29 protein-coding genes, 1 tRNA gene and 3 pseudogenes are annotated in these 22875 nt (G+C 64.7%); 13 read left to right on the forward strand and 20 right to left on the reverse strand.

Annotated elements, in window-relative coordinates; genetic code table 11:
* From A3E77_RS06040 to A3E77_RS06050, 3 genes and pseudogenes are all read left to right on the forward strand, one after another.
* Positions 1 to 1082 (forward strand): annotated as a pseudogene (locus A3E77_RS06040) (cytochrome ubiquinol oxidase subunit I); the annotation flags it as partial.
* Entirely contained in the window at positions 1079 to 1369 is a 291-nt protein-coding gene (locus A3E77_RS06045; protein WP_293644157.1) for a hypothetical protein, read from the forward strand. The pseudogene A3E77_RS06040 and the gene A3E77_RS06045, both read left to right, overlap by 4 nt.
* 60 nt (positions 1370 to 1429) lie before the next feature.
* A complete protein-coding gene (locus tag A3E77_RS06050; RefSeq protein ID WP_293644158.1) occupies positions 1430 to 1813 on the forward strand; it encodes a nuclear transport factor 2 family protein in 384 nt (127 codons plus the stop codon).
* A gap of 283 nt (positions 1814 to 2096) precedes the next feature.
* Here A3E77_RS06050 and A3E77_RS06055 read toward each other — a convergent pair whose 3' ends face one another.
* Both A3E77_RS06055 and A3E77_RS06060 read right to left on the reverse strand, forming a co-directional pair.
* On the reverse strand, positions 2097 to 2255 hold the full coding sequence (locus A3E77_RS06055) for a hypothetical protein (RefSeq protein ID WP_187140414.1): 159 nt from the start codon (positions 2253 to 2255) through the stop codon (positions 2097 to 2099).
* Positions 2256 to 2269: 14 nt separating this feature from the next.
* Complete coding sequence (locus A3E77_RS06060; RefSeq protein WP_293644160.1) at positions 2270 to 3184, reverse strand: exonuclease/endonuclease/phosphatase family protein; 915 nt, start codon at positions 3182 to 3184, stop codon at positions 2270 to 2272.
* A gap of 342 nt (positions 3185 to 3526) precedes the next feature.
* On the opposite strand from A3E77_RS06060, the gene A3E77_RS06065 reads away from it, so the two are divergent.
* Positions 3527 to 3949 (forward strand): VOC family protein, encoded by a 423-nt coding sequence (locus A3E77_RS06065; protein WP_293644162.1) that lies wholly within the window; start codon positions 3527 to 3529, stop codon positions 3947 to 3949.
* A gap of 9 nt (positions 3950 to 3958) precedes the next feature.
* Here A3E77_RS06065 and A3E77_RS06070 read toward each other — a convergent pair whose 3' ends face one another.
* The 9 genes from A3E77_RS06070 to A3E77_RS06110 all read right to left on the reverse strand — a co-directional run bounded on the left by A3E77_RS06070 (position 3959) and on the right by A3E77_RS06110 (position 8114).
* Complete coding sequence (locus A3E77_RS06070) at positions 3959 to 4234, reverse strand: HU family DNA-binding protein (protein ID WP_056350296.1); 276 nt, start codon at positions 4232 to 4234, stop codon at positions 3959 to 3961.
* Positions 4235 to 4314: 80 nt separating this feature from the next.
* Complete coding sequence (locus A3E77_RS06075; protein ID WP_293644164.1) at positions 4315 to 4905, reverse strand: alpha-ketoglutarate-dependent dioxygenase AlkB; 591 nt, start codon at positions 4903 to 4905, stop codon at positions 4315 to 4317.
* Complete coding sequence (locus A3E77_RS06080) at positions 4902 to 5081, reverse strand: DUF6961 family protein (RefSeq protein ID WP_293644166.1); 180 nt, start codon at positions 5079 to 5081, stop codon at positions 4902 to 4904. Before A3E77_RS06080 ends, A3E77_RS06075 begins: the two co-directional genes overlap by 4 nt.
* The gene (locus A3E77_RS06085) at positions 5081 to 5755 is read right to left on the reverse strand and encodes an SOS response-associated peptidase (protein ID WP_293644168.1); all 675 of its coding nucleotides are present in this window, start codon (positions 5753 to 5755) and stop codon (positions 5081 to 5083) included. The genes A3E77_RS06080 and A3E77_RS06085 overlap by 1 nt, the downstream gene beginning before the upstream one ends.
* Before the next feature lie 60 nt (positions 5756 to 5815).
* Entirely contained in the window at positions 5816 to 6475 is a 660-nt protein-coding gene (locus A3E77_RS06090; RefSeq protein ID WP_137893796.1) for an SOS response-associated peptidase family protein, read from the reverse strand.
* 10 nt (positions 6476 to 6485) lie between these two features.
* Positions 6486 to 6929 (reverse strand): hypothetical protein, encoded by a 444-nt coding sequence (locus tag A3E77_RS06095; RefSeq protein WP_293644170.1) that lies wholly within the window; start codon positions 6927 to 6929, stop codon positions 6486 to 6488.
* A 75-nt stretch (positions 6930 to 7004) separates the two neighbouring features.
* Positions 7005 to 7625 carry a retropepsin-like aspartic protease family protein gene (locus A3E77_RS06100; RefSeq protein ID WP_293644172.1) on the reverse strand — a complete coding sequence of 207 codons (621 nt, stop codon included), beginning with the start codon at positions 7623 to 7625 and terminating at the stop codon, positions 7005 to 7007.
* A 43-nt stretch (positions 7626 to 7668) separates the two neighbouring features.
* Positions 7669 to 7935, reverse strand: coding sequence for a hypothetical protein (locus A3E77_RS06105; protein WP_293644174.1), 267 nt, complete (start codon positions 7933 to 7935; stop codon positions 7669 to 7671).
* The gene (locus A3E77_RS06110; protein ID WP_293644176.1) at positions 7932 to 8114 is read right to left on the reverse strand and encodes a DUF3606 domain-containing protein; all 183 of its coding nucleotides are present in this window, start codon (positions 8112 to 8114) and stop codon (positions 7932 to 7934) included. Before A3E77_RS06110 ends, A3E77_RS06105 begins: the two co-directional genes overlap by 4 nt.
* Before the next feature lie 371 nt (positions 8115 to 8485).
* Here A3E77_RS06110 and A3E77_RS06115 point away from each other — a divergent pair, with 371 nt between their 5' ends.
* On the forward strand, positions 8486 to 8656 hold the full coding sequence (locus A3E77_RS06115) for a DUF1328 domain-containing protein (protein WP_077029184.1): 171 nt from the start codon (positions 8486 to 8488) through the stop codon (positions 8654 to 8656).
* Positions 8657 to 9124: 468 nt separating this feature from the next.
* Here the strand turns inward: A3E77_RS06115 and A3E77_RS06125 are convergent, their stop codons facing one another.
* Entirely contained in the window at positions 9125 to 9472 is a 348-nt protein-coding gene (locus A3E77_RS06125) for a hypothetical protein (protein WP_293644178.1), read from the reverse strand.
* A gap of 137 nt (positions 9473 to 9609) precedes the next feature.
* Here A3E77_RS06125 and A3E77_RS06130 point away from each other — a divergent pair.
* From A3E77_RS06130 to A3E77_RS19415, 5 genes and pseudogenes are all read left to right on the forward strand, one after another.
* Positions 9610 to 9996 (forward strand): annotated as a pseudogene (locus A3E77_RS06130) (TrbG/VirB9 family P-type conjugative transfer protein); the annotation flags it as partial.
* Positions 9993 to 11219 (forward strand): TraB/TrbI/VirB10 family type IV secretion system protein, encoded by a 1227-nt coding sequence (locus A3E77_RS06135; RefSeq protein ID WP_458574415.1) that lies wholly within the window; start codon positions 9993 to 9995, stop codon positions 11217 to 11219. The pseudogene A3E77_RS06130 and the gene A3E77_RS06135, both read left to right, overlap by 4 nt.
* A complete protein-coding gene (locus A3E77_RS06140; RefSeq protein ID WP_293644180.1) occupies positions 11216 to 11440 on the forward strand; it encodes a DUF2274 domain-containing protein in 225 nt (74 codons plus the stop codon). Before A3E77_RS06135 ends, A3E77_RS06140 begins: the two co-directional genes overlap by 4 nt.
* The gene (locus A3E77_RS06145; protein WP_077029207.1) at positions 11437 to 11637 is read left to right on the forward strand and encodes a helix-turn-helix transcriptional regulator; all 201 of its coding nucleotides are present in this window, start codon (positions 11437 to 11439) and stop codon (positions 11635 to 11637) included. The genes A3E77_RS06140 and A3E77_RS06145 overlap by 4 nt, the downstream gene beginning before the upstream one ends.
* A gap of 607 nt (positions 11638 to 12244) precedes the next feature.
* A complete protein-coding gene (locus A3E77_RS19415; RefSeq protein ID WP_366652616.1) occupies positions 12245 to 12511 on the forward strand; it encodes a DUF6538 domain-containing protein in 267 nt (88 codons plus the stop codon).
* A 37-nt stretch (positions 12512 to 12548) separates the two neighbouring features.
* On the opposite strand, the pseudogene A3E77_RS06150 reads toward A3E77_RS19415, so the two are convergent.
* From A3E77_RS06150 to A3E77_RS06180, 7 genes and pseudogenes are all read right to left on the reverse strand, one after another.
* Positions 12549 to 12913: pseudogene (locus A3E77_RS06150) on the reverse strand (transposase); the annotation flags it as partial.
* Between the two features lie 192 nt (positions 12914 to 13105).
* Positions 13106 to 13181: transfer RNA gene (locus tag A3E77_RS06155), tRNA-Lys, on the reverse strand.
* 111 nt (positions 13182 to 13292) lie between these two features.
* Entirely contained in the window at positions 13293 to 14399 is a 1107-nt protein-coding gene (rodA, locus tag A3E77_RS06160; RefSeq protein WP_293644182.1) for a rod shape-determining protein RodA, read from the reverse strand.
* Entirely contained in the window at positions 14396 to 16306 is a 1911-nt protein-coding gene (mrdA, locus tag A3E77_RS06165) for a penicillin-binding protein 2 (protein ID WP_293644184.1), read from the reverse strand. Before mrdA ends, rodA begins: the two co-directional genes overlap by 4 nt.
* A 6-nt stretch (positions 16307 to 16312) precedes the next feature.
* Entirely contained in the window at positions 16313 to 16834 is a 522-nt protein-coding gene (locus A3E77_RS06170; protein ID WP_293644186.1) for a rod shape-determining protein MreD, read from the reverse strand.
* Positions 16831 to 17748 (reverse strand): rod shape-determining protein MreC, encoded by a 918-nt coding sequence (mreC, locus tag A3E77_RS06175; RefSeq protein ID WP_293644188.1) that lies wholly within the window; start codon positions 17746 to 17748, stop codon positions 16831 to 16833. The genes A3E77_RS06170 and mreC overlap by 4 nt, the downstream gene beginning before the upstream one ends.
* Positions 17749 to 17765: 17 nt before the next feature.
* Positions 17766 to 18812 carry a rod shape-determining protein gene (locus A3E77_RS06180; protein WP_039574668.1) on the reverse strand — a complete coding sequence of 349 codons (1047 nt, stop codon included), beginning with the start codon at positions 18810 to 18812 and terminating at the stop codon, positions 17766 to 17768.
* Positions 18813 to 19001: 189 nt separating this feature from the next.
* On the opposite strand from A3E77_RS06180, the gene mutL reads away from it, so the two are divergent.
* The 3 genes from mutL (at position 19002) to A3E77_RS06195 (ending at position 21892) form a co-directional block, all read left to right on the forward strand.
* Positions 19002 to 20819, forward strand: coding sequence for a DNA mismatch repair endonuclease MutL (mutL, locus tag A3E77_RS06185; protein WP_293644190.1), 1818 nt, complete (start codon positions 19002 to 19004; stop codon positions 20817 to 20819).
* A 109-nt stretch (positions 20820 to 20928) separates the two neighbouring features.
* Positions 20929 to 21252: a hypothetical protein gene (locus tag A3E77_RS06190; RefSeq protein WP_293644192.1), complete on the forward strand. Its 324-nt coding sequence runs from the start codon at positions 20929 to 20931 to the stop codon at positions 21250 to 21252.
* A gap of 124 nt (positions 21253 to 21376) precedes the next feature.
* Positions 21377 to 21892, forward strand: coding sequence for a hypothetical protein (locus tag A3E77_RS06195; RefSeq protein ID WP_293644194.1), 516 nt, complete (start codon positions 21377 to 21379; stop codon positions 21890 to 21892).
* Here the strand turns inward: A3E77_RS06195 and A3E77_RS06200 are convergent.
* Positions 21893 to 22875, reverse strand: a 983-nt coding sequence (locus tag A3E77_RS06200; RefSeq protein ID WP_293644196.1) for a nucleotide pyrophosphatase/phosphodiesterase family protein, incomplete at its 5' end; no start/stop codon positions are given. It lies immediately after the preceding gene.

Raw genomic sequence — 22875 nt, forward strand, 5'->3', positions numbered from 1 at the left:
TTCCCAACCTCGTCTCGACGATCGGCGCTTTCATGCTCGGGCTCGGTGTGCTCCTCTTCCTCGTCGACCTGGCGCGCAATTTTCGGCTCGCGCCGGGCGAGGGCAATGCCGGAAATGTGTATGGCGGCGGCACGCTCGAATGGTTGCCGAGCGAGCTCTATTCGACGCGCTCGATCCCGGTCGTCACGAGCCGCGAGCCCTTGTGGGACGATCCTGCGCTCGCGGATGTGGTCGAGGAGGGGCGCTATTTCCTGCCGCGCTCGGCGACGGGCCTTCGCGAGACGATCGTCACCAGTCCGCTGCTCGCCGAGCCCCAATATCTGCAGATCATGCCGGGGCCGTCGGCATGGCCGTTCGCCGCCGCGATCTTTACTGCGGGCTTCTTCCTCGCGCTGACGGTGCAGGCCTATATGTTCGCATGGGTGAGCGGCGTGCTCGCGGTGATCTCGGTACTGCGATGGCTTTGGGAAACCGACCGGCCGGTCGAAATCGAGAGCGTCGACATTGGCGCCGACATTCGCGTCCCGACCTATGTCACCGGGCCGTCGAGCCATGGCTGGTGGGCGATGGTAATCCTACTGGTCGTGATGGGCATGATCTTTCTCATGGCGTTGTTCAGCCTTGCCTTCCTGTCCTTGAACCAGCCTGGCTTCTGGCGGGCGCCGCCGCCGCTCGGCGAGGCAATATCGATCCTAGGGCTCTACGCTGTCGCAATCGGTGTCGCGCTCACGGCACGCGCATGCCTTCGACGCTCGCCCTTCTGGTCGGTATTCGCGCTTCTTTTGTCCGCGGCGGTTTCGAGTGCGGCGCTTGGCATGGATTACGTGAGTTGGTCGAGTAGCGAACTTGGTCCCACCGCGAGCGGGCAGGGGGCTGTCGTGTATGCGCTGCTGGCCCTTCAGGCATGCGCAGCGGCGATTGCAATCTTGATGGCGCTTTACTGCGCGGCGCGTGCTGTGCGGGGCCTTGTCCCGCAGCCTAGGAACAACAGCATCGACCTCGCGATGCTCTTTCTCGTCTACACCGCGGCACAGGGGGTGACGGGCACCCTCGTTTCGCGACTGGTCGGCGTTGGCGGATGAAGAGCTGGCTCATCATCATGGGCGGACTCATCCTGTGGGCCGTGCATTTCTTCCTTCTCTACCTCCTCGCCGAGTTCGGGGGCAGCGGGTCCGGCGTACGCCTCGCGGCATCGCTTTGTACCTTGGCCATTCTCGGCGGTGCGGTATGGATGTTCGTCGCGGTTTCGCGTGAAGCTCCCGGCGATCCCTTTGCCCGGTGGCGACGGCGTGCCGCGATGCTGACGCTGACGTTCGGCGGGCTCGGAATCGTCTTTCAATATTTGCCCATCTTGCTCGTTGATCGATAGGACGGCGGGAACGAGCGCCGCGCCGGATCGGGCCGGCGGCCAAATTCGGGAGTTGGATGGATGCCGCTGATCGAGGCTATTGCGAGGTGCGAAGAAGAGCTGCGGGCCGCGATGCTGGCCGGCGATGTCGAGGCACTAGAGCGGCTGCTTGCGGAGGACATGATCTTCGTCGATCAACAGGGAGTCAGGCGATCGCGGGAGGGTGATATAGCGGCGCACCGTTCGGGCCTGCTCGACCTGAGTTCACTCGACTTTCGCGGCGACCGCCGCATTTGGTCCCACGGTGACGTGGCGAGCGTCGTCGTAACGGCCGATGTCGCGGGAACCTATGCCGGCGCGGCTTTCTTCGGGACTTTTGCCTATCTCCGGCTCTGGAAGCAGCAGGGCGACTGTTGGCAGATCATTCTCGCTCAATGCACGGCTTGTTCCTCGTCGGAGCTGTGATCGAATTCTGCCTCGGGGAGGTTGAGCGCGGCATCTGTCGAGCGCGCTCTGGCCTCGCAGGCTCGGCCAGGGGTCGCACGGATGTCGGGCCGCGCGTGCACACTTGCCTCGCCTCTTGCCGGTGCGGGCGCGCGCTTTCACGGCGGGCAAGCCGCGCTGCGCGCGGCTCCGGCCACGGCTCCGCCGCGTCCGACCCGCCGCTCCCGCCCGCACGCCGCCCCGGCTGCGGCTCCGGCAAGAGTGCGGCTTTTGGCCCTTCGGGCCAGCGTTCTCGCTGCCAAGGTCAATCCGGCCTGGCGCGAAGCTTGCGGCGGATCGTTTTCAGCGCATTCTCGAGACCTTGCGAGCGATATCCGCCTTCCGGCGTTTCGCGATCGAACAGGGCGCCGTCGTCATCCCGGCCAAGCAAGAATTCAAGCGCTTCGACAAGATCCTGATCCATGGTTGTTCTTCCCGTCACCGCGCCAGCGTCACCGATATGGGACAATGATCGGAGTAATGCTTGGTGCCCGACCCGTAGAGCGTCTCGGCAAAGCTCAGCATGTCCGCGCCGGCGCGCCGGTCAAGGACGATATGATCGATGAAACTGTCGTAGCGCGGATCGCATTTCGGTTCCGTCCCGGCATCTGCGAGACGGAGATCGGTGTTCGAGGGCGTGCCATCATCGAGCTCGGACCAGACGCGGTCGGCTGCAAGGCCGAGCCTGCGGTTCCAGTCGCCGAGCAGGGCGAAGCGCACAGGCGCCTCGGCAGCCGCATCGACCCACGCCTCGAGCGCGGGGATCTGCTCGGACAGGATCGGGCACGCCTTGGCGGTATCTCCGGCAAAGCAGCCCGACTTCAAGTGGATCGAAAGCAGACGGAGCGGCCTCGCGCGCTCAGGTCGGAGCGTGATGTCGACGCCCGAGCGCAGTTGAGGATTGCCGAGCATGAGGCTGGTCACATCGGGGTGGCGGTCGAACGCGATGGTCTTGCGGATCGCGAATCCGACAGCCTGGCGGATCACGCGCTGCGACTTGTGCTCGCCGCCGCAGGTCCCGCTGGGCGCACCGGCGCGCTCTTCCATGACGACGGTATAGCGGGCGGGGTCGAACACGCGCTCTGCCGCCGCGACACTCTCCGCTTCCTGAAACGCGATCACGTCGGCGTCGAGCCCATCGGCGATCTGCCGCATGGCGGCATAGTCGGCGTCGGTTCGCGGCTGACATCCGTCGCCGTTACGCTCGGCAAGGAATTCGAGGTTCCAGCTCGCAATGGTGAGCGGCCGGTCTTGCAGGACAGAGGGCGAAAAGGGCTGCGAAGCTTGCTCGGCCCCCGCGCAAGCGCTGAGCGAAAGGAGAGTAGCAGCTATAAAGAGGAGGCGCTGGTTCATCGGGCGCTTCTGGCCGCGACGCGGGGCGCTTTCAACCTCTTCGTTGGCAGCAATATTATCTGGGGAGAGAACCTCGTCTCCCGGGAACCAAGGGGAGAGACGAGGCAGTACAAGAATGCGCACCTACGAGGAATTGTTCCGAATGACGTGTAATATGATATTGATTTCAATCAAGTTTACCCGAATTGCCGTGCGGTACTCGACTTTCCAACTAGGAGGTTCGTGATCCATTGTTCGGCGCGAGCTGATGTCTGGCTTCGGCGATTCATAGGGACTTCGTGATCGCGGGAACAAGGCTGGCTCCCTTGCCGTTGTTAAAGAGCCTATATCGGAGACCGATGCATGCAGCAGCAGATTGCAGTCGTGACGCTCGGGATCGCGGATCTCGTCCGGTCCCGCCGCTTCTATAGCGAAGGCTTCGGCTGGACGCCGGTGTTCGCGAACGAGGAAATCGCCTTCTACCAGATAAACGGTCTGATCCTCGGCACATGGCTTGAGGCAAAGCTCGCCGAGGACATGACGCGGACCTCGTTCGGCGGCCCGGGGGCCTTCGCGCTCGCCCATAATGTCGGGTCGGCGGAAGAGGTCGATGCAGTGATCGCGGCGCTGGAGGCTGCAGGCGGGCGGGTGCTCCGGCCAGGCGATGCACCGCCGCATGGCGGCTATCGGGGCTATGTCGCCGATCCCGACGATCACGCCTGGGAAATCGCTTGGAATCCGGCTTGGCCGATCGACGCCGAAGGCCATGTGACCTTCGGCGCCTGACGTCGGGTCTTAGCCGTTGAGGCGATCCTTGACCGCCTTCGCCGCGCCGAAGCCGAGCTTTTTCGAGGCCGCGATTTGGATGGTCTCACCGGTCGAAGGGTTGCGGCCCTCGCGGGCTGCGCTTTCCTTGACCTTGAACTTGCCGAAGCCGTTCACCGATACTTCCTCGCCCTTGGCGGCGGCGTCGGCGATCGCGGCGAACACGGCGTCGACAGCCTTCTTGCCGTCGGCCTTGCTGGTTCCGAGCGCGCTAGCAACTGCGTCCGAAAGGTCGGCATGGTTCATTCAATATCTCCCTTATGCGGTCGGCCCCTCGCCGACCGGGCGGTCTCTATAGGAGCGAATATTTGCCTTCGCTATCGCGATCAACTCGCGAGGCTGCGGAAGGTGATCGACCAGCGCGCCTCCTCGATCGGCGCGATGCTATGTTCCCACGCGTGCCGCGCTTCGCCAGCGAGACGATAGATCGAGCGCGGCGCGAGCGGCAATGAGAAGCGGTCGAACTTGTCTCCTCGGCGGCGCCGGAAGCGCATCGCCGCCTCTGCTCCCAGCGAAATGCCGACGACATGCTCGAAGACGGGCCGGTCCTTATGCCAGCCGATGCCGGCCCCGGGACCGTATGAAATCAGCAGCGCCTGCGCGAGGGCGCCCGGCGGAAGGTCTGCAAAACGCTCGGCGCGAGCAGCCATGGGCAAGAGCCAGTCGGGGATCGGCGCCGCGCGCGCGAAAGCGCCCGTTTGAAAATCATAGCTCCATCCAAATGAGCGGGTGAGGCGTTTGCCCTCCCATTGCTGGAACTTGAAGGCCTCGAGCCCAGCATGTTCGATATGGGCTATGAGCGCGGCTTCCTCGGCTTCCGTGACGAAGGCTTCGGCCGCTTCGACACCGGGAAGCAGTGCACGGCCAAACAGATCGGCCTGCGCCGCGGCACTTTTGCTGACAGGGCCGTGCTTCATGTCCTTGCGAGTGCGTTCAGTTTCGCCGCGATCGCTTTCCAGCGCTCGACGCCCGCTTTATCCCCCGCGAGCGCGAGCGCACCGATGCGCGCTGCGACGAAGCGCGGTGCGCCCGCTCCATGCTGCTTCTCGACGGCGAGGGCGCAGGCCCAGAGATGGCGGTCTTCGGTGAGCATCAGAGCAGGGTCGGCATATCGGGGAGCGGGGGCGACGTCCTGCCGCGGTTGCTCCAGGGATCGTTGCTATGCTCGGCAACGAGGCGGTCGCCGGGATATTTGCGCACGAGCCCGAATGCTTCGTCGGCGGGCGCATGCAGCCAGGTCTCATGATCTTCGGGACGGAGGATCACCGGCATGCGGTCGTGGATATCGAGCAGTTCCTCGGTCGCGTCCACCATCACGCCGGTATAGGCGTCGCCCCATTCGTCGGTGGGGCGCCATAGTCCCGCCCAGGCCGCAAGCGGCTGATCGGTGACGCTGATCCAGGTCTTCGTCATTGCGCCTTTTTCGCCGACGGCTTCGGCAAATGCGGTGAACGGGATCAGGCAGCGATGCGCCGGCTGGGCAAACCATTGGCTCCACATACCATAAGGATTGAAGAGCTGATCGTCGCGTGCGTTGTTCGTCGGGCTCGGCTTGTTGGGCAGACCTGTCTTCTTGCTTTTGGAGTGGCGCGGAAAACCCCAGGTCATCGAGCGCAGGACGCGCTTTCCCTGCTCTTCGCGGACGACCATGCCCGAATAGCCGGGATACACATCCTCGGCGCTGTTGAACGCCGGTACGGGGAGGTCGACGCCGAAATGCGCCGCAACCTCGGCCGCGCTTTTGCGCTCGGTGTAGAGATTGCACATGGACGTCAGTCTATCAGCATCGGGCCGGGAAGGAAGGGCATGGGCGGAAACGGCGCTCTGCTAGAGCAGCGCTTGCTGGGGCCGCGCGCTCGGTGGCAATTTGCCGCTGCGCCAAAGATCGTCGGTATGCTCGGCGACAAAATTTTCTGCGGGCGGTGGCGGACGAAACTGGAAGCCGATGACATCCTTGATCGAGCCGTGGAGCCAGCGCTCATATTCATGGGGCATGAGGAGGACGGGCATGCGATCGTTGGTGGGATGCACGAGCTCGTTCGCGTCCATCGTCATGCCGGCGTAAACGGGACCCAATTCGGGGGTGTTCTTGGCGAAGCCCGCCCAGGCCATGATCGGCTGGCCTTCGGCAGAGAACCAACTGCGTGTCTTCTCGCCCGGCGAGCCGTTGGGGTTCGCGAAGTGGGTCAGCGGAATGAGGCAGCGATAGCGGGGCTCGACGACGAGACCTTCCCACATCGGGTTGGTGAGATCGGCGACGAGACCGATGCGGCCCGGCGGATCGCCGCGCAGCCGCATCTCGCGGGTGAGGCGCGGGAAGCCCCAGAGCATCTGGCGAAGGTGCCGTCGGCCGTTCGTTTCGTGGACGACGAGGCCGGGGAGGGCCTCGATCGTCTCCGAGGGAACGGCGATATCGGTAAAGCCGCCGGCGCCGAAATGATCGGCGACGTCCGAAGCCGTGGCGGCCAGAGTGTAGAGGCGGCTCATCTCTCGGCGTTCAGGCGAAGATCTTCGTCCATTTTTCGACTTGTTCCGCAAAGCTCGCCGGCTCGAAACCGAGACCGATCTCGGTCTCGACGAGCGGAGCGCTGCCGCCGGCGGCGTAGAAGCCGCTGATATCGCTCTCGCCGAACGGGTCGAATTCCTGCGCCCAGCGATCGACGGCGATCGCGCGCGCGTGAAGCGCGGCGCCGCCATAATCGCCGAGCCCGTGCTCACGCGCGAAACGCTCGAGCAGCCGGCCATGCTCTGCAATGTCGCTGGGGCTCTTCACCACAATATGCCGTATCGTCTCGATCGCGCGCGCTAGATGCGCGCCGGTGATATGGACCGCATTGATCGCGGCGAGAAAACCGCCGGGTGCGAAAAAATCATTGGCGGGAGCATGGCCGCGGATGCGGTCGCCGCCGTCGGATCTTTCGAACTGGATTACGTCGCCCATGGCCGGTCCTTCGCTGCGAGTCGGTCGAGAACCATAGAACAAAAATGGAACAAAGGCGAATCTGCGCCGTGTCGATCAGGGGTCGACGTCAGCGGGCGGAGGAACAAGGAAGAGTGTGCGGCCCTCGACGCGCCAGGCGGCGAGCTGCGAAAGGAAATTCATACCGAGCACGTCCGTTTTGCCGAGCGCGGGTGAGATCACGACCTTCATCCGATGTGCCTCGATCGCACCGACCGCGAGCGCATCGACCGTTCCGGCCTCGGCCCGCACCGTCCCGTTCGCGGTCTGCATCAGGAGCGGCAGCAGCGTTGCATCGGCCTCGACCCCGGCTGCGCGGGCGGTCTCCTGCGATAGCGCCGTCACGGTGGCGCCGCTGTCGACAAGCATCTTTCGCTTGATGCCATTGATTTCGGCATCGACCCAGAAATGTCCGTCGCGCGCCATGGGAATGCGCACCTCGCTGCCAACGACCTGCTGTCGATCGAGACCGATCGCCGCGGTGAGGCGGCCGAGGTTCGGATCGAAGGGGGCGTGCTGAAGAATGAGGAAGATCGCGAAGGCGAGAAGCGCGAAGGAGAACAGGCCGCGCAGCACGCGGCCGACATAGGGTATCTTGAACAGCAGGATCAAGACGAGCGCGGCGCCAGCCGCATAGATCGCGAGTTGCTCCCAAGCGAGATCGGTGGTGAGAGGCATATCGGCCGCTTTACCACCGGCCTCGTGTCGCGTGGCTGAACGATCAGCTCTCGGAGATCGTCTCGTCCTCGATCGCCGCGGTGATCATTCTTTCCCACACCCCGGCATCCCCGACAGCCAGCATGCGCCCGCTCGGCTCCCGCATCGTCTTGAGGATAGCGAGCGCCGCGGCGGTATACTCCGGCCAGAGCATATCGACGGCCTCGGCCGCCGACCGCAGTTCGCCTTCGCCGTTCCGGCTGAGCTCATGTCCGGCAAGGACCCTGGCTATCCGCTCCACCGGAGACGTTGCTGCAGCGTCCCAGGTCATCGGCCGTTGTTCAGATGGGCGCGAACGGCGTCCGCGCTATTCCCAACGGCATCGACCGCCTCGCGCAGTTCATCCTCGCCCACGCCGAGGCTCTGGGTCCAGTCGCGGATCTCATAGTCTTCGGAAAGGCTGATCCGATCACGATCGGGGGCGCCCGTCAGTCTCTTGTCGTCCGCCATCGTGATCTCCTGCGTGAGAGGCCCGCGAAGCCGGGCCGCGCGGGAGCTGCGGCCCGGCCCAGAAGGCGCAGAATTTCCGCGCCCGTCTGTGCCGCGATCCTGTCGGTACCTTGCCTTCGATAGGCCCTCCCGCCGGTTCAGGGGAAGGCATCTCAACCTCGAATGACGCACCGATGGCGGCAAGCGTTCCCGAGAAAATTTTCGGATTAACACAGGTTATTCCGCGGGTGCTGAGACCGGGGCGGCGCGGAACTTTCGAAGCGAGCCAGCGTTACCCGGACATCCACCACGGATGAATTGGCGCAGCTTTCAACGTCCCCCGCAAGTGCGGTCGGGCGAGTGGCGGACTGCGTCCAGACGGGAGTATTATCATGTTCAGATGGGCTATCATCTTTGCCGTCGTCGCGCTCGTCGCGGCGCTTCTCGGCTTCGGCGGCATCGCCGGCCTTTCGGCCGACTTCGCCAAGATCTTGCTCGTGATCGGCGTCGTCCTCTTCATCGTCGCCTTCGTCTTCGGGCGCGGACGCCGCACATTGCCCTGAGTTTCCGGGATGGCCGAAGTTTCCGACTTTGCCATCCTCACGGGTGCCGGCGATCACAAACCCCTCGGTCGCCGGCACACGACTATATCCCCTCCCTATAGCGGCCGTGTCTGAGCAGCCGCCCGGCAGACTCCAAGTCACTCCCGACGGCCGCTATTTCGTTATTCGCGGCCGGCTTTGGCGTATGTCGAACCCGGCGCTGGGGCCTGACCAGCGCGAGCGACTTGTATCCGAACTGATGACTGGCCGGCGAGACGTGCGAGCGGCGCTCGCAGCAAGGGACCGCGTCGCGCTTCGGCGGGCTCGCTCGGCGGTCGATCGGTCCAAGCGAGCGCTTGGTGAGCGCGGACCGGTGTGGTGGGACGATGGAGCTCCGGACTATAATCGGCGCATGGCAGTCAACACGCCCTATGCGCAGTGGTTGGAGGATTTGACCGACTAAAGTCGGCCTTTTTGCCTGACAAAGATTCAGGACTTCGCCGTCATCAGCGGAGACATGGAGCCGCGATGGAGCGTCAGCATCGCCGTTCCGATCCCGGCCGCCGGGACGACCTTCATCCGCTCGGATGCGACCCCGCGATCCTCGAGCAAATGGGCGAGAAGGCTAATCTGGGCTTCGTCGCCGGCTATTTCGATTGTCGCGGCCGGAGCTGCGCGAAGGACGGTGGCGAGGTCTGCGGCGCGCCCGAGTCCAATGCTTGTCAGTTTGGGCCTGTCTTCGTCGAAGCCATGAAAAGTGAATGTCTCGCTTTGGCCATCGCGCGATGCAAGCCAATCGGCCATCTCGCGCGTGAGCGATCCGGATGCTGCCGCCATCGTCGATCCATCGGGAAGCGTGACGAGCGCGCTCGTCGCTGCTTCCGGCGGTGCGGCCTCAACCGGTTCGCTGCCGCAGGACTGGAGCGAAAGGGTGGCGGCACCGATTGCGAGAACGGACGTCATGAGCAATAGAATATCCGCAGGACGAGCTGATCGCGCTTCGCACGGCCGAAGCCGAGCGTGTGAGGGCCGCGCCCCTCGCCAGTGGGATCAATCTGCCGTCGCTCAACTTCGCCTACCGGATCAGCGGCGACAAGGTGGCATGGCGCCCGGTGCGCGTGTTCGACGACGGCCGACAGCTCTTTGTCGAGTTCAGCCCTTCGATCGCGACCGGCGAGATGCCGCCGCTCTTTGCGGTCGGCGAGAAGGGCGTGGCCGAGCTTCTGAACTACCGTGTCGACGGCCGCTTCATGATCGTCGACCGGTTGTTCGATCGCGGCGAGCTTCGCCTGGGCGCCGGAAAGGCGGCGAAGAAGGTCCGTATCGTTCGCGATGCGTCGGCTGCGCGGGTACGCCCGTGAGCCGGCCCGAGGACGCCGAGGGCGAGGCTCCGACCGCTGAAGTGGCACCTGACGCGGCAGTGGTAGCGCCTGCGAGCCCCGACGGCTTTCGTCTTGAGGGCGAACTGCCTCGCGTCATGCGCCTTTCGCGCAAGACGCTTGCGGTGCTCGGCGGCACCGCCGGGATCGCAATCGGCGGCGCGCTTCTCTGGGCGCTGCGCCCGGTCGATCCGAAGGCGGCGCAGGAGCTCTACGAGGTTACGTCGCCGAACCGGTCCGAGGCCGTGACCGGGGCGCCCGCAGACTATGGCGCCGTCCCCAAGCTCGGGCCGCCGCTCCCCGGGGACCTCGGTCGGCCGATTGTGTCGGCGCGAAAGGCGGGCGAGCCTGTTCCCGTCCCGGCGATGGGGCCGCCAACGCCTGATCGCCGGCAAACCGCGCGGGAGCAGGCGAGGCAGCGCGCGCTGCAGGAGCGCGAGGCCGCCGAGGGAAGTCGCCTGTTTCTGGGCGGCGGCAGCGCCGCGGCCGCCGCGCCCGGAATTCTTGATGCCCAGCCGGCAGCCGCGGAACCGGCCAAGGAGGCGGGTACGCCTACGGCGGCGCGCAAAGCCTTTCTCGCCGGCGGGCCGCAGCGCGCGTTCGAAAGCTCGGAGCGGATCGTCGCGCCGAGTTCGGCGGCCGTGGTTCAGGCTGGCACGGTTATCCCCGCCGCTTTGATCACGGGAATCCGGTCCGACCTCCCTGGCCAGATTACCGCGCAGGTCACGCAGAATGTCTACGATAGCCCGACTGGGCGGCTGCTCCTCATTCCACAAGGTGCGCGACTTGTCGGCGAGTATGACAGCGACGTGGCGGCGGGCCAGCGCCGCGTCCTGCTTGCATGGGATCGTCTCATTCTTCCGGGCGGCGGGTCGATCCGGCTTGATCGCCAGTCGGCGGGCGACGCCTCGGGTATGGCCGGTGCCGAGGACCGGGTGAACAATCACTGGGGCCGGATGCTTCGGGCAGCGTTGGTGTCATCGTTCCTTGGGATCGGAACGGAGCTTGCCGCGGACGGCGATGGTGACCTCGTCCGGGCCCTACGCTCGGGTCTGCAGGACAGCACCAACGAGGCCGGGCGTCGGCTTGTCGAACGCGAACGTTCTGTTCCACCGACGCTCACAGTGCGGCCGGGCTTCTCCATGCGAGTGATCGTGACCCGAGATCTTATTCTTGAGGAACAGCTGGCGAGTAGCCGGCGATGAGTAAGCTGCGCCTCGGTCCGGTCGTCGAGGAGCGGCCGGTCAAGCTGACTGTCGAGCTGCCAGGATTCCTCATGCGCGATCTTGCGGACTATGCGGCCATACACGCAAAATTGACCGGGTTGGCGACCCCGCTCGCGCCCGAAAAGCTAATCGCGCCGATGGTGGAACGGTTCATCGGAGGTGATCGGGAGTTCAGTAAGCAACGCCGGAGGAAAGCATGAGCGGCGGAACGGACCGACTCGTACGCCTCCCGACGGTTATTTCGCGAACGGGACTGTCGCGATCGACGATCTACGAGAAGATCGCTGAAGGGACTTTCCCAAAGCAAATCCGTCTGAGCAAAAGCTCGGTCGGCTGGCGTGAATCCCAGCTCGATCAATGGATTGAGGACCCACCTTCATATCGAGCCGACATCTGAGAACAGGTTGCCGCGTGCCGTCTCACCCGGATGGATAGTTGATTGGCCTGACGATAAGGCCCGGCCATCGCCAACCCGCACTCAAACAGCGTGTCGGGCGCGCGCGAGACAAGCGCTGCCCGGCTCTCTCCATACGGCGCATCAGCCGGTCCGCGCGGTCGCCGCAACTGTGGGGTCTGCCGAATGGTCGCCGCAACACTCCCCAGCAGAAATCAATCGCAGGCTGTCGCTACCCACTTGGCGACGGGTGTTCCGGCCGGAGCAACGCTGTGACCGCTCGGGCTCATTCTCATCGGTTGCGCTGATCAGACGAGCGAGTGTTTTCTCATTCGAAACGGGGGTTGATCGAGACGAGATTTTCCACGAAAATGGATGCGGTTCTGAAAACGGTCGTTCGAATCTTTTCGCCTAATGAATGAAAGTGTGGGGGGAAGTGTGGGGGAATCAAGCCCTCTTGACGACCTAACTTATTGATAAAGCAGACGCTAAATTTTGCGTTCGATTCAAGCCCTGCCACCATACTTCCTCAAATGGCGCAGTAATGCGCACTTTGGCCTAGCCTTCGGGCTTTTGGCTGCCCGGGGTGCTACAAAATTTGTGAGGGGAAATGGCGAAGCCTGCGACCGTTCCGGAATACCGCTACTTGTTTCGACGAGGCGGCGTCCTGATTTTTCGTCGTGGCGTGCCGGAATATGCACGTGCAATTTTTGGCAAGGGTGAAGCCCACGTCTCGTTCGATACGGGCGATTTGCGCGACGCCCTCCCTCGATGGGCGGAAGAGGTGGCAAACTTCAACGCGCGGTTGGTTCGAGCGAAATCTGGACGGGCTGCCGCTGCATTAACTCCTGCTTTGCGAACTACTTCCTCGCGATAGAGCCGCTGCGTCTTCTTGCGGTTGATGGTGATGCCGCCCCGACGACAGCACAGGCCCGCCGCTCGTTCATCCCCAGCGTCGTCTGAAGATGCGCGGCAGCTTCCCGGTAGGCGTTTCGCGCCGCCTTCGGTCCCGCGGCGGGCGTCACCATTAGGTCCTTCAGATCCGCATTGTCGAGCATCGTGTCGGCCAGAAGCCGCTTCAGGCGCGCGTTCTCCCCGTCCAGTGCCCGAAGGCCGTTTGGCGTCCGACAACCTCCAGTCCGCCGAACTTGGCCTTCCACGCGTAATAGGTCGCGCTCGACATGCCATGACGACGGCACAGATCCGTCGCCACCGCCCCGGCCTCGGCCTCCTTCAGGATGTCGATAATCTGTTTTTCCGAAAGCTGCGTCCGCTTCATCTGTCCGAAGCTGTGTCCGCTTCATCTGTCCGTCCTTTCCTCAGGTCGGACTCTGGCTTCAACTGGTGGAGAAAATGGAGGTCAGGTCACGACCGCTGCGAAATCGTTGTGCAAATTCGCATTTTATCGGAACGGGCAATCGCTCGGTGTCGGAATGACGCCGGGCGATTTGTCTTAAGTCATTGAAGGAAATGGTGGACGCACTAGGGCTCGAACCTAGGACCCGCTGATTAAGAGTCAGCTGCTCTACCAACTGAGCTATGCGTCCACTGCCGTTTTTGCGGCTTTCGCGATACCGGGGGAACGCCCCTGTGTCGTGAAGAGAGCGGCCCGCTATCATGGCTCCTTCGGGTTGGCAATGGCCTTGCCGACATTTTTATCAATTAAAGCGGCGGTGACCTGTTTTACTGTCGTTTTCGATCGCCAATATGATGCCGACGCAGGTCATGATCGTCAGCATCGATGATCCGCCATAGGAGAAAAGCGGCAGCGGGATGCCGACGACGGGGGCGAGGCCCATCACCATCATCAGGTTGATCGCGATATAGAAGAAGATCGTCATCGTCAGGCCGGCGGCGGTCAGCTGTCCGAACCGCGTCCGCGCCTTCAGCGCGACGCGGGTCGACCAGCGCAGCAGCAGGAAAAAGCCGAACAGTAGCGCGAAGCCACCGATCAGTCCCCATTCCTCCGCCATGGTGGCGAAGATGAAGTCGGTGTGCCCTTCGGGCAGGTAATCGAGGTGGCTTTGCGACCCGTTGAGGAAGCCCTTGCCGCCGATGCCGCCCGAACCGATCGCGATCTTCGACTGGCTGATGTGATAACCGGCGCCGAGCGGATCGCTTTCGGGGTCGAGGAAGATCAGCACGCGCTTTTGCTGATAGTCGTGCAGGAAGGAAAAGAGGATCGGTAGCGCCGCGATCCCGGCCGCGGCGGTGCTGGCGAACCACCAGAAGGGAAGGCCCGCGCAGAACATCACCACGACGCCGCCGATCGATATGGCAAGCGCGGTGCCAAGGTCGGGTTGCAGCATGACGAGCCCGGCGGGAAGGCCGATCATCACCAGCGCGGGCCAGAGCGCCGTGAAGGTGCGCGTATTGCCGGGCGGCAGCTGGGCATAGAAATGCGCGAGCGCGACCACGATCGTGACCTTCATCAATTCGGACGGCTGGAGATTCATGAAGCCGAGGTTTAGCCATCGCTGGCTGCCCCCGCCGACAAAGCCGAGCAGTTCGACCGCGAGCAGCAGGATCAGGATGCCGATATAGGCGATATAGGCGAAATTCTCGAAGATGCGGAGCGGGAAGCGGCCGAGTACCAGCGCTGCACCGAGGAAGACGAGGAAGCGCACGCCCTGCTGCCACGCCCAGGGCGACCAGTTGCCGCCCGCCGCCGAATAGAGGACGAGCAGGCCGAAGCCGGTAATTCCGGCCAGGATGGCGATCAATTTCCACGGAATGCGCTGGATGGCGGGTGGGACGGGGATCATTGCGGCACCCCCGGGTCGGGATCGCTCGCCGCGCCCGATTTCCACGCCGCATAGTCGCGGTCCATGCGTTCCTTGATCGTGCCGCCCCAGCCGGCCTCGAATCCTTCGAGCGCCTCCATCGCCTTTTCGCGGTCGAACAGGAAGGTCATGAAATCCTTTGCCACCGGCGCGGCGGCGCGGCTGCCGCCCATGCCATGTTCGATGACGACGGCGGCCGCGTAGCGCGGATTGTCGACCGGCGCGAAGCCGACGAACAGCCCGTGGTCGCGAAATTTCCACGTCCCGCTCTTGCCGTTTCCGGTGCCGAGCCCGCGAACCTGTGCGGTCCCGGTCTTGCCCGCCATCGTGATGCCGTCGAGCGGAAGGCGACTGCGGCCCGCGGTTCCCCCCGGGCCATTGACGACGAGGTCCATACCATGCCGCGCGACGGCGAAAGCCTCGGGCGAAAAGGGCAGGGGATCAGTTTTAAATTCGCGGTTGATCAGGCGCGGATACAGCCGCCGTCCCGACGCGATCCGCGCCGTCATCACGGCAAGCTGGAGCGGGTTCACGCTGACATAGCCTTGCCCGATGACGGCATTGAGCGAGTCCGAAGCCGACCAGGCCTGGTCGTATTTTTTCATCTTCCAGGCGCTGTCGGGAATGGTGCCGTAACGCTGGTTGCTGCCCGCGAGCTGGAACTCCTCGCCCAGCCCGAGCAGCCGCGCGGTCGGGGCCATCGCGTCATAGCCGAGCCGGTGCGCCAGCCAGTAGAAATAGCTGTTGCAGCTTTTCATGATCGCGGTCGCCATGTCGACGCTGCCATGCGTGCCCAGGCAACGGAAAAAGCGGTTGCCGAGGCGATAGCCGCCGATGCAGGTGTGGCGCTCGCTGGGGTCGACGCCATGTTCGACCGCCGCAATCGCCGCCATCGGCTTCAGCGTCGATCCGGGCGGATACAGGCCGCGCGTCGCCTTGTTGATCAGCGGCTGGTGATCGTCGGCGCGCAGCCAGGCATATTCGCTGCTGCTGATCCCGTCCGAAAAGCTGTTGGGGTCGAAGCTGGGCATCGAGACGAACGAGAGGATGTCGCCGTTCTGGCAATCGATGACGACCGCGGCGCCCGATTCGCGTCCCATGCGCCGCGCGACAAATTCCTGGAGGTCGGCGTCGATCGTCAGGTGGACGGTCTTGCCCTGCACATCGGGCTGGGTGGACAGGTCGCGAACCACCTTGCCGCGCGCGGTAACCTCGACGCGGCGGGCGCCCGGTTCGCCCTTCAGCATGTCCTGGAAATATTTTTCCAGCCCGTCCTTGCCGATCTTGTACCCCGGCGTGATGTAGAGCGGGTCCTTGACCTTCTGATATTCCTCGGCGTTGGGGGCACCGACATAGCCGATCAGGTGGCCGACGGCGGCGCCGGTCGGATAGTTGCGGGCAAAACCGCGCTGGGGTGCGATGCCGGGCAGTTCGGGCAAGCGAACGAGGATCGAGCTATATTCGATCTCGGTCATGTCTTCCTTGACCGCGACGGGCTGGAATCCCGATGCGGCCTTCAGGTCGCGATTGATCCGCTCCATCGTGTCGCCGTCGAGGCGCAGCAAGGTCTGAAGCTGTCCCAGGACCAGCTGCTTGTTGTGCAGGCGGTCGGGAATGATGTCGATGCGCAGCGACACGCGGTTGTTGGCGAGCGCCTTGCCGCGCCGATCGACGATCCAGCCGCGCCGCGGCGGAACCAGCGTCAAATTGACGCGATTGCTTTCCGATTCAAGGACATAGCGATCATTGTCGACGATCGAAATATACGCCATGCGTGCGGCCAGCGCGACGCCCACGGCCGCCTGTGCGCCGCCGACGACCAGCGCGCGGCGGGTGAAGGTCAGGCCCCTCCAGGCTTCGGTAATCGGCGGACTCTTCTTCTTCGGCATGGGAATTTATCGGCGTTTCAGGCGGAAATTGTCAAATTTGCCGGTCAGGCGCATGAACAAGGGAACGAGCAGGGCCGAGATGACGATCTGTGGCACCACGAGCCCGAGCACGCGCCCGGTCGCGGCCTGCGGATGGGTGATCAGCGCCGCCAGCGACTGGATGATCGCGATCAGCAGTGCGGCAATTGCCCAATCGTGGAGGAAGCCGCGCCAATAGATGCGCTGCGACGAATAATGGATCGCGATGCTGGCGACCGTCCACAGCCCGATGGCGGTGCCGATCGGCGCGCCGCTGAACAGATCGTCCCACAGGCCGAGCGGCAGCCCGATCCACACCGGCCACATTTCGGTGCGGAGCAATTGCCAGCACAGGAAGAACAAGAGCCCAAGCGGCGGCAGCACGGGCGAATTGGCGATCAGCGGCAGCATCAGCGGCAACGCGGAAGCGACCATCACCGTCGCAACCGGCACGATGCGCATCCGCCACAGCGACGCCGGCTCGCCGAGGCGCGGGCCCTTCTGGTTCATGGCGCGCGGGCGGGGGCCGGCGTCGCCGCCGGTGCGCGCGCGGGTCCGGGCAGCCCCTGCGCCTCGATGTTGTCGGGGGTATAGGGGCGCAGCACCGACACGGCGTCGACTTTGCCCGGATCGGCGAGCGGCCGCGCGAGCGCACCATCGTCCTGCCGCCGCGCAACGATGGCAACGGGGATATTGGGCGGATAGAGGCCGCCGGTGCCCGATGTGACGAGAATGTCGCCCGGCTTGAACGGATTGTTCGCGATGTTCAGCGTTCGGATGTCGAGGTCGCCATTGCCGCGACCATAGGCCAGCGCAGGCAGGCCGTCGCGCGCGCGGCGAACGGGCACGATATTGTCGACATCGGTGAGCAGCAGCACTTGCGACACCGACGGTCCGCTCGACAGCACGCGGCCGATCAGCCCGTCGGCGCCGCGCACCGGCTGCCCCGCGGCGACGCCAAGATTGCGTCCGATGCTGAGCAGCGCAATCCGCTTGCTGCTGGTCGAGGTCGAGGTGAGGAGATAGCCGTTGGCGAGCGCCGTCTTGTCGGTTTCTTGCAGCTTGAGCAGCCCCTTCAACTGGCGGTTCTCTTCCTGCAACGAGCTGGTCGCGACGAGCTCGCGCCGCGTGTCGGCGAGTTCCTTGCGCAGCCGCCGGTTCTGCGTGCCCGCGGCGACATAGGCGCCGACGCTGTCGTCGATCCCCGAAATCGATCCGATGACCGATCGCGATGCGCGCGCGATGGGCGCTGTGATTTCCTGGCTCGCCACGCGCAACTGGGCAAAGCCGATGGGGTCAACGACCGACAGGATCGCCAACAACAGCCCCGCCACCGCCCCGGTCACCGCAATGACATAGGCGACGAACAGGCTGTACTGGGCCTTTCGGGATTGCCCCGGACGCCGATGTGCCGGGCGGACCATGGTTCAGCGCCGGGGTATCAGGCTTGCTGCAACACGCCGCGGAAGGCGGGGTCTTCCATCGCGCGGCCGGTGCCGATCGCGACGCAGGTCAGCGGATCGTCGGCCACCGTCACCGGCAGGCCGGTCGCGTCGCGCAGCAATTCGTCGAGTTCGGCGATCAGTGCGCCGCCGCCGGTCAGCACGATCCCCTGGTCGACGATGTCGGCCGCGAGTTCGGGGGCGGTGTTTTCGAGCGCGATGCGCACGCCCTCGACGATCGTGCCGATCGGTTCGGACAGCGCTTCGGCGATCTGCGCCTGGTTGATCGAGATTTCCTTGGGCACACCGTTCACCAGGTCGCGGCCCTTGATGTGGATCGTCAGGCCCACGCCGTCGGCGGGGATGCGCGCGATGCCGAAATCCTTCTTGATCCGTTCGGCGGTGGCTTCGCCGATCAGCAGATTATGGTGGCGGCGGACGTAAGAGACGATCGCTTCGTCCATCTTGTCGCCGCCGGCACGGACCGAGGTGGTGTAGGCAAGGCCGCGGAGCGACAGGACCGCGACTTCGGTGGTGCCGCCGCCGATGTCGACGACCATCGACCCGATCGGTTCGGTGACCGGCATGTCGGCGCCGATCGCGGCCGCCATCGGTTCTTCGATCAGCCACACTTCGCTGGCGCCCGCGTTCGACGCGGCGTCGCGGATCGCGCGGCGTTCGACGCTGGTCGAGCCCGAGGGGACGCAGATCACGATTTCGGGGCTACGGAACGCGTTGGGCTTCCCGCCGTGCACCTTGGTGATGAAATGCTTGATCATCTGTTCGGCGACGTCGATGTCGGCGATGACGCCGTCGCGCAGCGGGCGGATCGCCTCGATGCTGTCGGGGGTCTTGCCCATCATCAGCTTGGCATCGTCACCGACCGCTTTCACCCGTTTGATGCCGTTCAACGTCTCGACCGCGACGACCGAAGGCTCGTTCAGCACGATGCCCTTGCCGCGCACATAAACGACCGTGTTCGCGGTGCCCAGGTCGATAGCCATGTCTTGCGAATTGAATTTGAACCAGCGGGAAAAGAAGGACATCTATACTGCTTCCTGTCATCGAAGCCGCGCCTTGACGGACACGCCCCTGTCGTGATTATCCGCGCGCCCGGCCGGCGACAGCTACAATCAGGGGAAGATTCCGGCTCTCCACGAAGGGTGGCTGGACAAAATGATCAGGGCTGTGCGGATGGGTCGCGATTTGCGTTCGACTGCGCTAGGACAGCGGCCATGTCAATACGTCGCCTGCCGGAAAAGCTCGTAAATCGGATCGCAGCCGGTGAAGTGGTCGAAAGACCTGCCGCGGCGCTCAAGGAACTGGTTGAAAACGCCATCGACGCGGGTTCGACTCGCATTTCGGTGCGAATCGCCGAGGGCGGGATTTCGCGGCTGGAGGTCGAGGATGACGGGTGCGGGATGACCGCCGCCGACATGGCGCTCGCGCTCGAACGCCATGCGACGTCGAAACTGCCCGACGATGCCATCGAGGATGTCACGACGCTGGGCTTCCGGGGCGAGGCGCTGCCGTCGATCGCCAGTGTCGCGCGGCTGACGCTCGAAAGCCGCATCGGCGGCGGCGATGGCTGGCGGCGCGTGGTCGACAATGGCGCGGTGGTCGCCGAAGGACCGGCCGCGTTGGCGAAGGGCACCCGCGTCGTCGTCGAGGATCTGTTCGCGCGCGTGCCCGCGCGGCGCAAGTTCCTGCGCAGCGCGCGCAGCGAATATGCCGCCTGTCTCGACGTCGTGCGGCGGCTCGCGATGGCGCGCCCCGACGTGGGCTTTGCCGTCGAGCATGACGGGCGCCGCGTCCTCGACGTGCAGGCCGGGCAGGACCAGCTGGCGCGCGTCGCCGCGCTGACCCAGCGCGAGCTGGCCGCGAACAGCATCGGGGTCGATCTGGACCGCGGCGAGGTGCATCTGGGCGGGGTGATCAGCCTGCCGACCTACAATCGCGGCATCGCCGACCATCAATATCTGTTCGTCAACGGGCGGCCGGTGAAGGACCGGCTGCTCGTCGGCGCGCTGCGCGGCGCCTATGCCGACCTGCTCGCCCGCGACCGGCATCCCGTGGTCGCATTGTTCCTCGACGTGCCGACCAGCGAGGTCGATGTGAACGTCCACCCCGCGAAAACCGAAGTGCGTTTCCGCGACCCGCAGCTCATTCGCGGGATGATCGTCGGCGGCCTGCGCCGTGCCCTCGACGAACATGGCTTTCGCAGCGTCCAGCGTCCGTCCGATGCGGCGCTGGCGGCGTGGCAGCAGGAACCCGTCGCGCCCCAGCCGGCGACGGGCTTCCTCTTCGGTCACGCAGCGCCGCCGGTCGCGCCGGGGGATGGATTTGACGCCGGCTATCGGGCGCCGTCCGCAGAGGTCGCGCGCGTTTATGACCGGCTGGTGCCATTCGCGTCGCCCGCGCCGCTCGCCGGCCGCGCCGAGGTGGCGGAAGCGCCGCCGCCGCAGGCCGATGCGCATCCGCTCGGCATCGCGCGCGGCCAGATCGCCAGGACCTATATCGTCGCCGAAGCGGAGGACGGCCTGGTCATCGTCGATCAGCACGCCGCGCACGAACGGCTGGTGCTGGAGCAGCTCCGCCGCGGGATGAGCGGGCAGGCCGTGCCATCGCAAGGGCTGTTGCTGCCCGAAGTCGTCGAACTCGACGAACCGGCGTGCGACCGGCTGGAGGCCGCGGCACCACAGCTGGCGGCGCTGGGGGTGGAGGTCGAGCGTTTCGGCCCGGCCGCGGTGATGGTGCGCGCGACCCCGGCGATGCTGGGGGCGATTGATTGCCGCAAGCTGGTGACCGACATCGCCGACGATCTGGCGGGCTATGATGCCGCGCTTGGCCTCAGCGAGCGGCTCGAACTGGTCGCCGCAACGATGGCGTGCCACGGATCGGTGCGGGCAGGGCGGACATTGAGCGTCGCCGAAATGAACGCGCTGCTCCGCACGATGGAGGTCACGCCGCATTCGGGGCAGTGCAACCACGGCAGGCCGACGTGGGTGAAGCTCGCGATGGATGACGTCGAGAAACTTTTTGGCCGGAAATAAACGGCTTATCAATTTTCTCGGCGAAAAAGGATAATTCGGGCGGCCGTAGTCGGGAATGGCTGCAAACGACCGATTGCGGACGTAGGCGGATTGCGCGTATCGATGGGATATGGACACAAAATACTTCCTGATACTGGCCTTCCTGATGCCCATTCTCTTCATGGTCAGCGGGGTGCGCAGGAAGCTGCGCCGGACCGGGCCTACTCAACGATTCTGGATCGGGTTCGCCTCGCTTGTCGGATCGATTCTCGTTTTTCTTAGCACTTTGAAGTTTTTGCCTCACCCGGCGGAAGAAGGCTTGGTTCACAAAATCGTGCTCACGGCGCTCTCATCAGCAGTCGCTGGGGGCGTGATACTCTCAGTTGTGCTTATCGCGAGTGCTGGAATGGAGTGGTTTAAGAGATGGAACTCGCATCAGCGCCGCGGCAGCTAACCACCCCAAATCAGACATTCGCATTTCAGCTTTGGCAGACGGGCTGGCACCTCTTATGAGTTGACGCGGGTCAAGCGCGCGATCGTCGATGTCGCGACACGGGTCGGGAGGAAGCAGGATGGGGATGCGGATCATTGCCATGACGGTCGCGGCGGGCTTGCCCGCGGTCGCATTCGCCGCGCCGACTGCGCCGTCCTGCCCGGCTGCCGCGGCACTGCCCGGCGAACTTGCCGGCTGGTCGCGCGATGCGTCAGGCAAGACGATCTATGCCTATGGCGACGATCTTAGCGCCGACTGGTCGCCGCTAGGCGCGGCGCGGACGGCCCTGCCGCTGCATCGGTTTGAAAGCCTGCGTTATGGCGGCGCGACGGGACAGCGGCCCGACGTCCATAAATTTGGCGGCATGATTCCGATCGAAACGAAAAGGCGGGGGCGACTGATCGTCGCGCTCGACGCGGGGGCGTGGATCGACCTGGTGCAGGGCGGCGCGGTGGTCAAATCGGTCGCGCATGGTCACGGCCCCGCCTGTTCGGGCATTCGCAAGATGGTCGAATATGACGTGACGCAGGGCCGCTATCTGCTCCAGATCGTCAACGCGCCGACCGCGTCGATCCATGCGATGGCGGTGCTGCGCGACTGATCAGGGCAGGCGCTTCGCCAGCTCCCCCGTCGCGTCGCTTGGCAGGGGCGCGACACCGATCAGTCGCATCAACAGCGGATAGACCTCGATATTGTCGATCGTTCCGATGTCGCCTTTCAGGCCGGTGCCGCTCGCGATGAACAGCGCCAGCATCTCGTCGTCCTGATTGTCATAACCGTGCGCGCCGCCCTTGACGGGCCAGGTCGGCGTCCCCGCGATGATCGACCAGCCCGGCTCGGCGATGCAGATGATCGCGGCGACGCGCGGATTGCGGCCATAATGCAGCCGCTTCGGCAACGCCTCGCGCCGATGACAGCGCATATGGTCGTGCGGTTTCAAAAGCGCGTCAAAAACGCGGTTGTCGGTGCCCGCGGCAGGCTCGATCGCGGCATAGGGTCCGGTTTCGACCGCGATGATGCTGGGCAGGTCGATCAGGTCGGCGATCTGGATCACCCGGCTTTCGTCGATCGCGCGCATGCCATGGTCGGCGACGACGATGATCCGGGCGGGCTGCCCCATCGCGGCCAGGCCCGCGGTCAGGTCGCCGATGCGCGCATCCACGTCGGACATCGCGGCGTTCACTTCGGCGCTGTCGGGGCCGAATCGGTGTCCGGCATCGTCGACCGCCTCGAAATAAAGCGTCACAAAGGCGGGGCGGATCGCGGCAGGGCGGCGCATCCAGTCGAGCAGGGCGTTGACCCGCTGCGCATAGCCGACATGCGCGTCATAGCGCATCCAGTCGGGCGGCCGCACCCTCGCGATCGCGACCTCGCTGCCCGGCCAGAACATCGTTGCGCTGCGCACCCCCGCTTTTTGCGCGGTAACCCATGCGGGTTCGGCTTCGTCCCACCAAAAGGGGTCGAGCGACTGCTTCGGATCGCCCAGGCTGAACCGCACCGCGGGGCGCCGCGGGTCGATCATATTATTGCCGACGATGCCATGATTGTCGGGGCGTTTGCCCGTCACCATCGCATAATGGTTGG

Origin of the sequence: Sphingopyxis sp. RIFCSPHIGHO2_12_FULL_65_19 (assembly GCF_001830555.1) — a bacterium.
In the GTDB taxonomy this organism is placed as follows: Bacteria; Pseudomonadota; Alphaproteobacteria; order Sphingomonadales; family Sphingomonadaceae; genus Sphingopyxis.

What these genes read in the sequence shown, in the direction of transcription:
- A3E77_RS06045 (WP_293644157.1), top strand. Translation starts at nt 1,079, where the DNA reads ATGAAGAGCTGGCTCATCATCATGGGCGGACTCATCCTGTGGGCCGTG.
- A3E77_RS06050 (WP_293644158.1), top strand. Translation starts at nt 1,430, where the DNA reads ATGCCGCTGATCGAGGCTATTGCGAGGTGCGAAGAAGAGCTGCGGGCC.
- A3E77_RS06055 (WP_187140414.1), bottom strand. Translation starts at nt 2,255, where the DNA reads ATGGATCAGGATCTTGTCGAAGCGCTTGAATTCTTGCTTGGCCGGGAT.
- A3E77_RS06060 (WP_293644160.1), bottom strand. Translation starts at nt 3,184, where the DNA reads ATGAACCAGCGCCTCCTCTTTATAGCTGCTACTCTCCTTTCGCTCAGC.
- A3E77_RS06065 (WP_293644162.1), top strand. Translation starts at nt 3,527, where the DNA reads ATGCAGCAGCAGATTGCAGTCGTGACGCTCGGGATCGCGGATCTCGTC.
- A3E77_RS06070 (WP_056350296.1), bottom strand. Translation starts at nt 4,234, where the DNA reads ATGAACCATGCCGACCTTTCGGACGCAGTTGCTAGCGCGCTCGGAACC.
- A3E77_RS06075 (WP_293644164.1), bottom strand. Translation starts at nt 4,905, where the DNA reads ATGAAGCACGGCCCTGTCAGCAAAAGTGCCGCGGCGCAGGCCGATCTG.
- A3E77_RS06080 (WP_293644166.1), bottom strand. Translation starts at nt 5,081, where the DNA reads ATGCTCACCGAAGACCGCCATCTCTGGGCCTGCGCCCTCGCCGTCGAG.
- A3E77_RS06085 (WP_293644168.1), bottom strand. Translation starts at nt 5,755, where the DNA reads ATGTGCAATCTCTACACCGAGCGCAAAAGCGCGGCCGAGGTTGCGGCG.
- A3E77_RS06090 (WP_137893796.1), bottom strand. Translation starts at nt 6,475, where the DNA reads ATGAGCCGCCTCTACACTCTGGCCGCCACGGCTTCGGACGTCGCCGAT.
- A3E77_RS06095 (WP_293644170.1), bottom strand. Translation starts at nt 6,929, where the DNA reads ATGGGCGACGTAATCCAGTTCGAAAGATCCGACGGCGGCGACCGCATC.
- A3E77_RS06100 (WP_293644172.1), bottom strand. Translation starts at nt 7,625, where the DNA reads ATGCCTCTCACCACCGATCTCGCTTGGGAGCAACTCGCGATCTATGCG.
- A3E77_RS06105 (WP_293644174.1), bottom strand. Translation starts at nt 7,935, where the DNA reads ATGACCTGGGACGCTGCAGCAACGTCTCCGGTGGAGCGGATAGCCAGG.
- A3E77_RS06110 (WP_293644176.1), bottom strand. Translation starts at nt 8,114, where the DNA reads ATGGCGGACGACAAGAGACTGACGGGCGCCCCCGATCGTGATCGGATC.
- A3E77_RS06115 (WP_077029184.1), top strand. Translation starts at nt 8,486, where the DNA reads ATGTTCAGATGGGCTATCATCTTTGCCGTCGTCGCGCTCGTCGCGGCG.
- A3E77_RS06125 (WP_293644178.1), bottom strand. Translation starts at nt 9,472, where the DNA reads ATGGCGGCAGCATCCGGATCGCTCACGCGCGAGATGGCCGATTGGCTT.
- A3E77_RS06140 (WP_293644180.1), top strand. Translation starts at nt 11,216, where the DNA reads ATGAGTAAGCTGCGCCTCGGTCCGGTCGTCGAGGAGCGGCCGGTCAAG.
- A3E77_RS06145 (WP_077029207.1), top strand. Translation starts at nt 11,437, where the DNA reads ATGAGCGGCGGAACGGACCGACTCGTACGCCTCCCGACGGTTATTTCG.
- A3E77_RS19415 (WP_366652616.1), top strand. Translation starts at nt 12,245, where the DNA reads ATGGCGAAGCCTGCGACCGTTCCGGAATACCGCTACTTGTTTCGACGA.
- rodA (WP_293644182.1), bottom strand. Translation starts at nt 14,399, where the DNA reads ATGATCCCCGTCCCACCCGCCATCCAGCGCATTCCGTGGAAATTGATC.
- mrdA (WP_293644184.1), bottom strand. Translation starts at nt 16,306, where the DNA reads ATGCCGAAGAAGAAGAGTCCGCCGATTACCGAAGCCTGGAGGGGCCTG.
- A3E77_RS06170 (WP_293644186.1), bottom strand. Translation starts at nt 16,834, where the DNA reads ATGAACCAGAAGGGCCCGCGCCTCGGCGAGCCGGCGTCGCTGTGGCGG.
- mreC (WP_293644188.1), bottom strand. Translation starts at nt 17,748, where the DNA reads ATGGTCCGCCCGGCACATCGGCGTCCGGGGCAATCCCGAAAGGCCCAG.
- A3E77_RS06180 (WP_039574668.1), bottom strand. Translation starts at nt 18,812, where the DNA reads ATGTCCTTCTTTTCCCGCTGGTTCAAATTCAATTCGCAAGACATGGCT.
- mutL (WP_293644190.1), top strand. Translation starts at nt 19,002, where the DNA reads ATGTCAATACGTCGCCTGCCGGAAAAGCTCGTAAATCGGATCGCAGCC.
- A3E77_RS06190 (WP_293644192.1), top strand. Translation starts at nt 20,929, where the DNA reads ATGGACACAAAATACTTCCTGATACTGGCCTTCCTGATGCCCATTCTC.
- A3E77_RS06195 (WP_293644194.1), top strand. Translation starts at nt 21,377, where the DNA reads ATGCGGATCATTGCCATGACGGTCGCGGCGGGCTTGCCCGCGGTCGCA.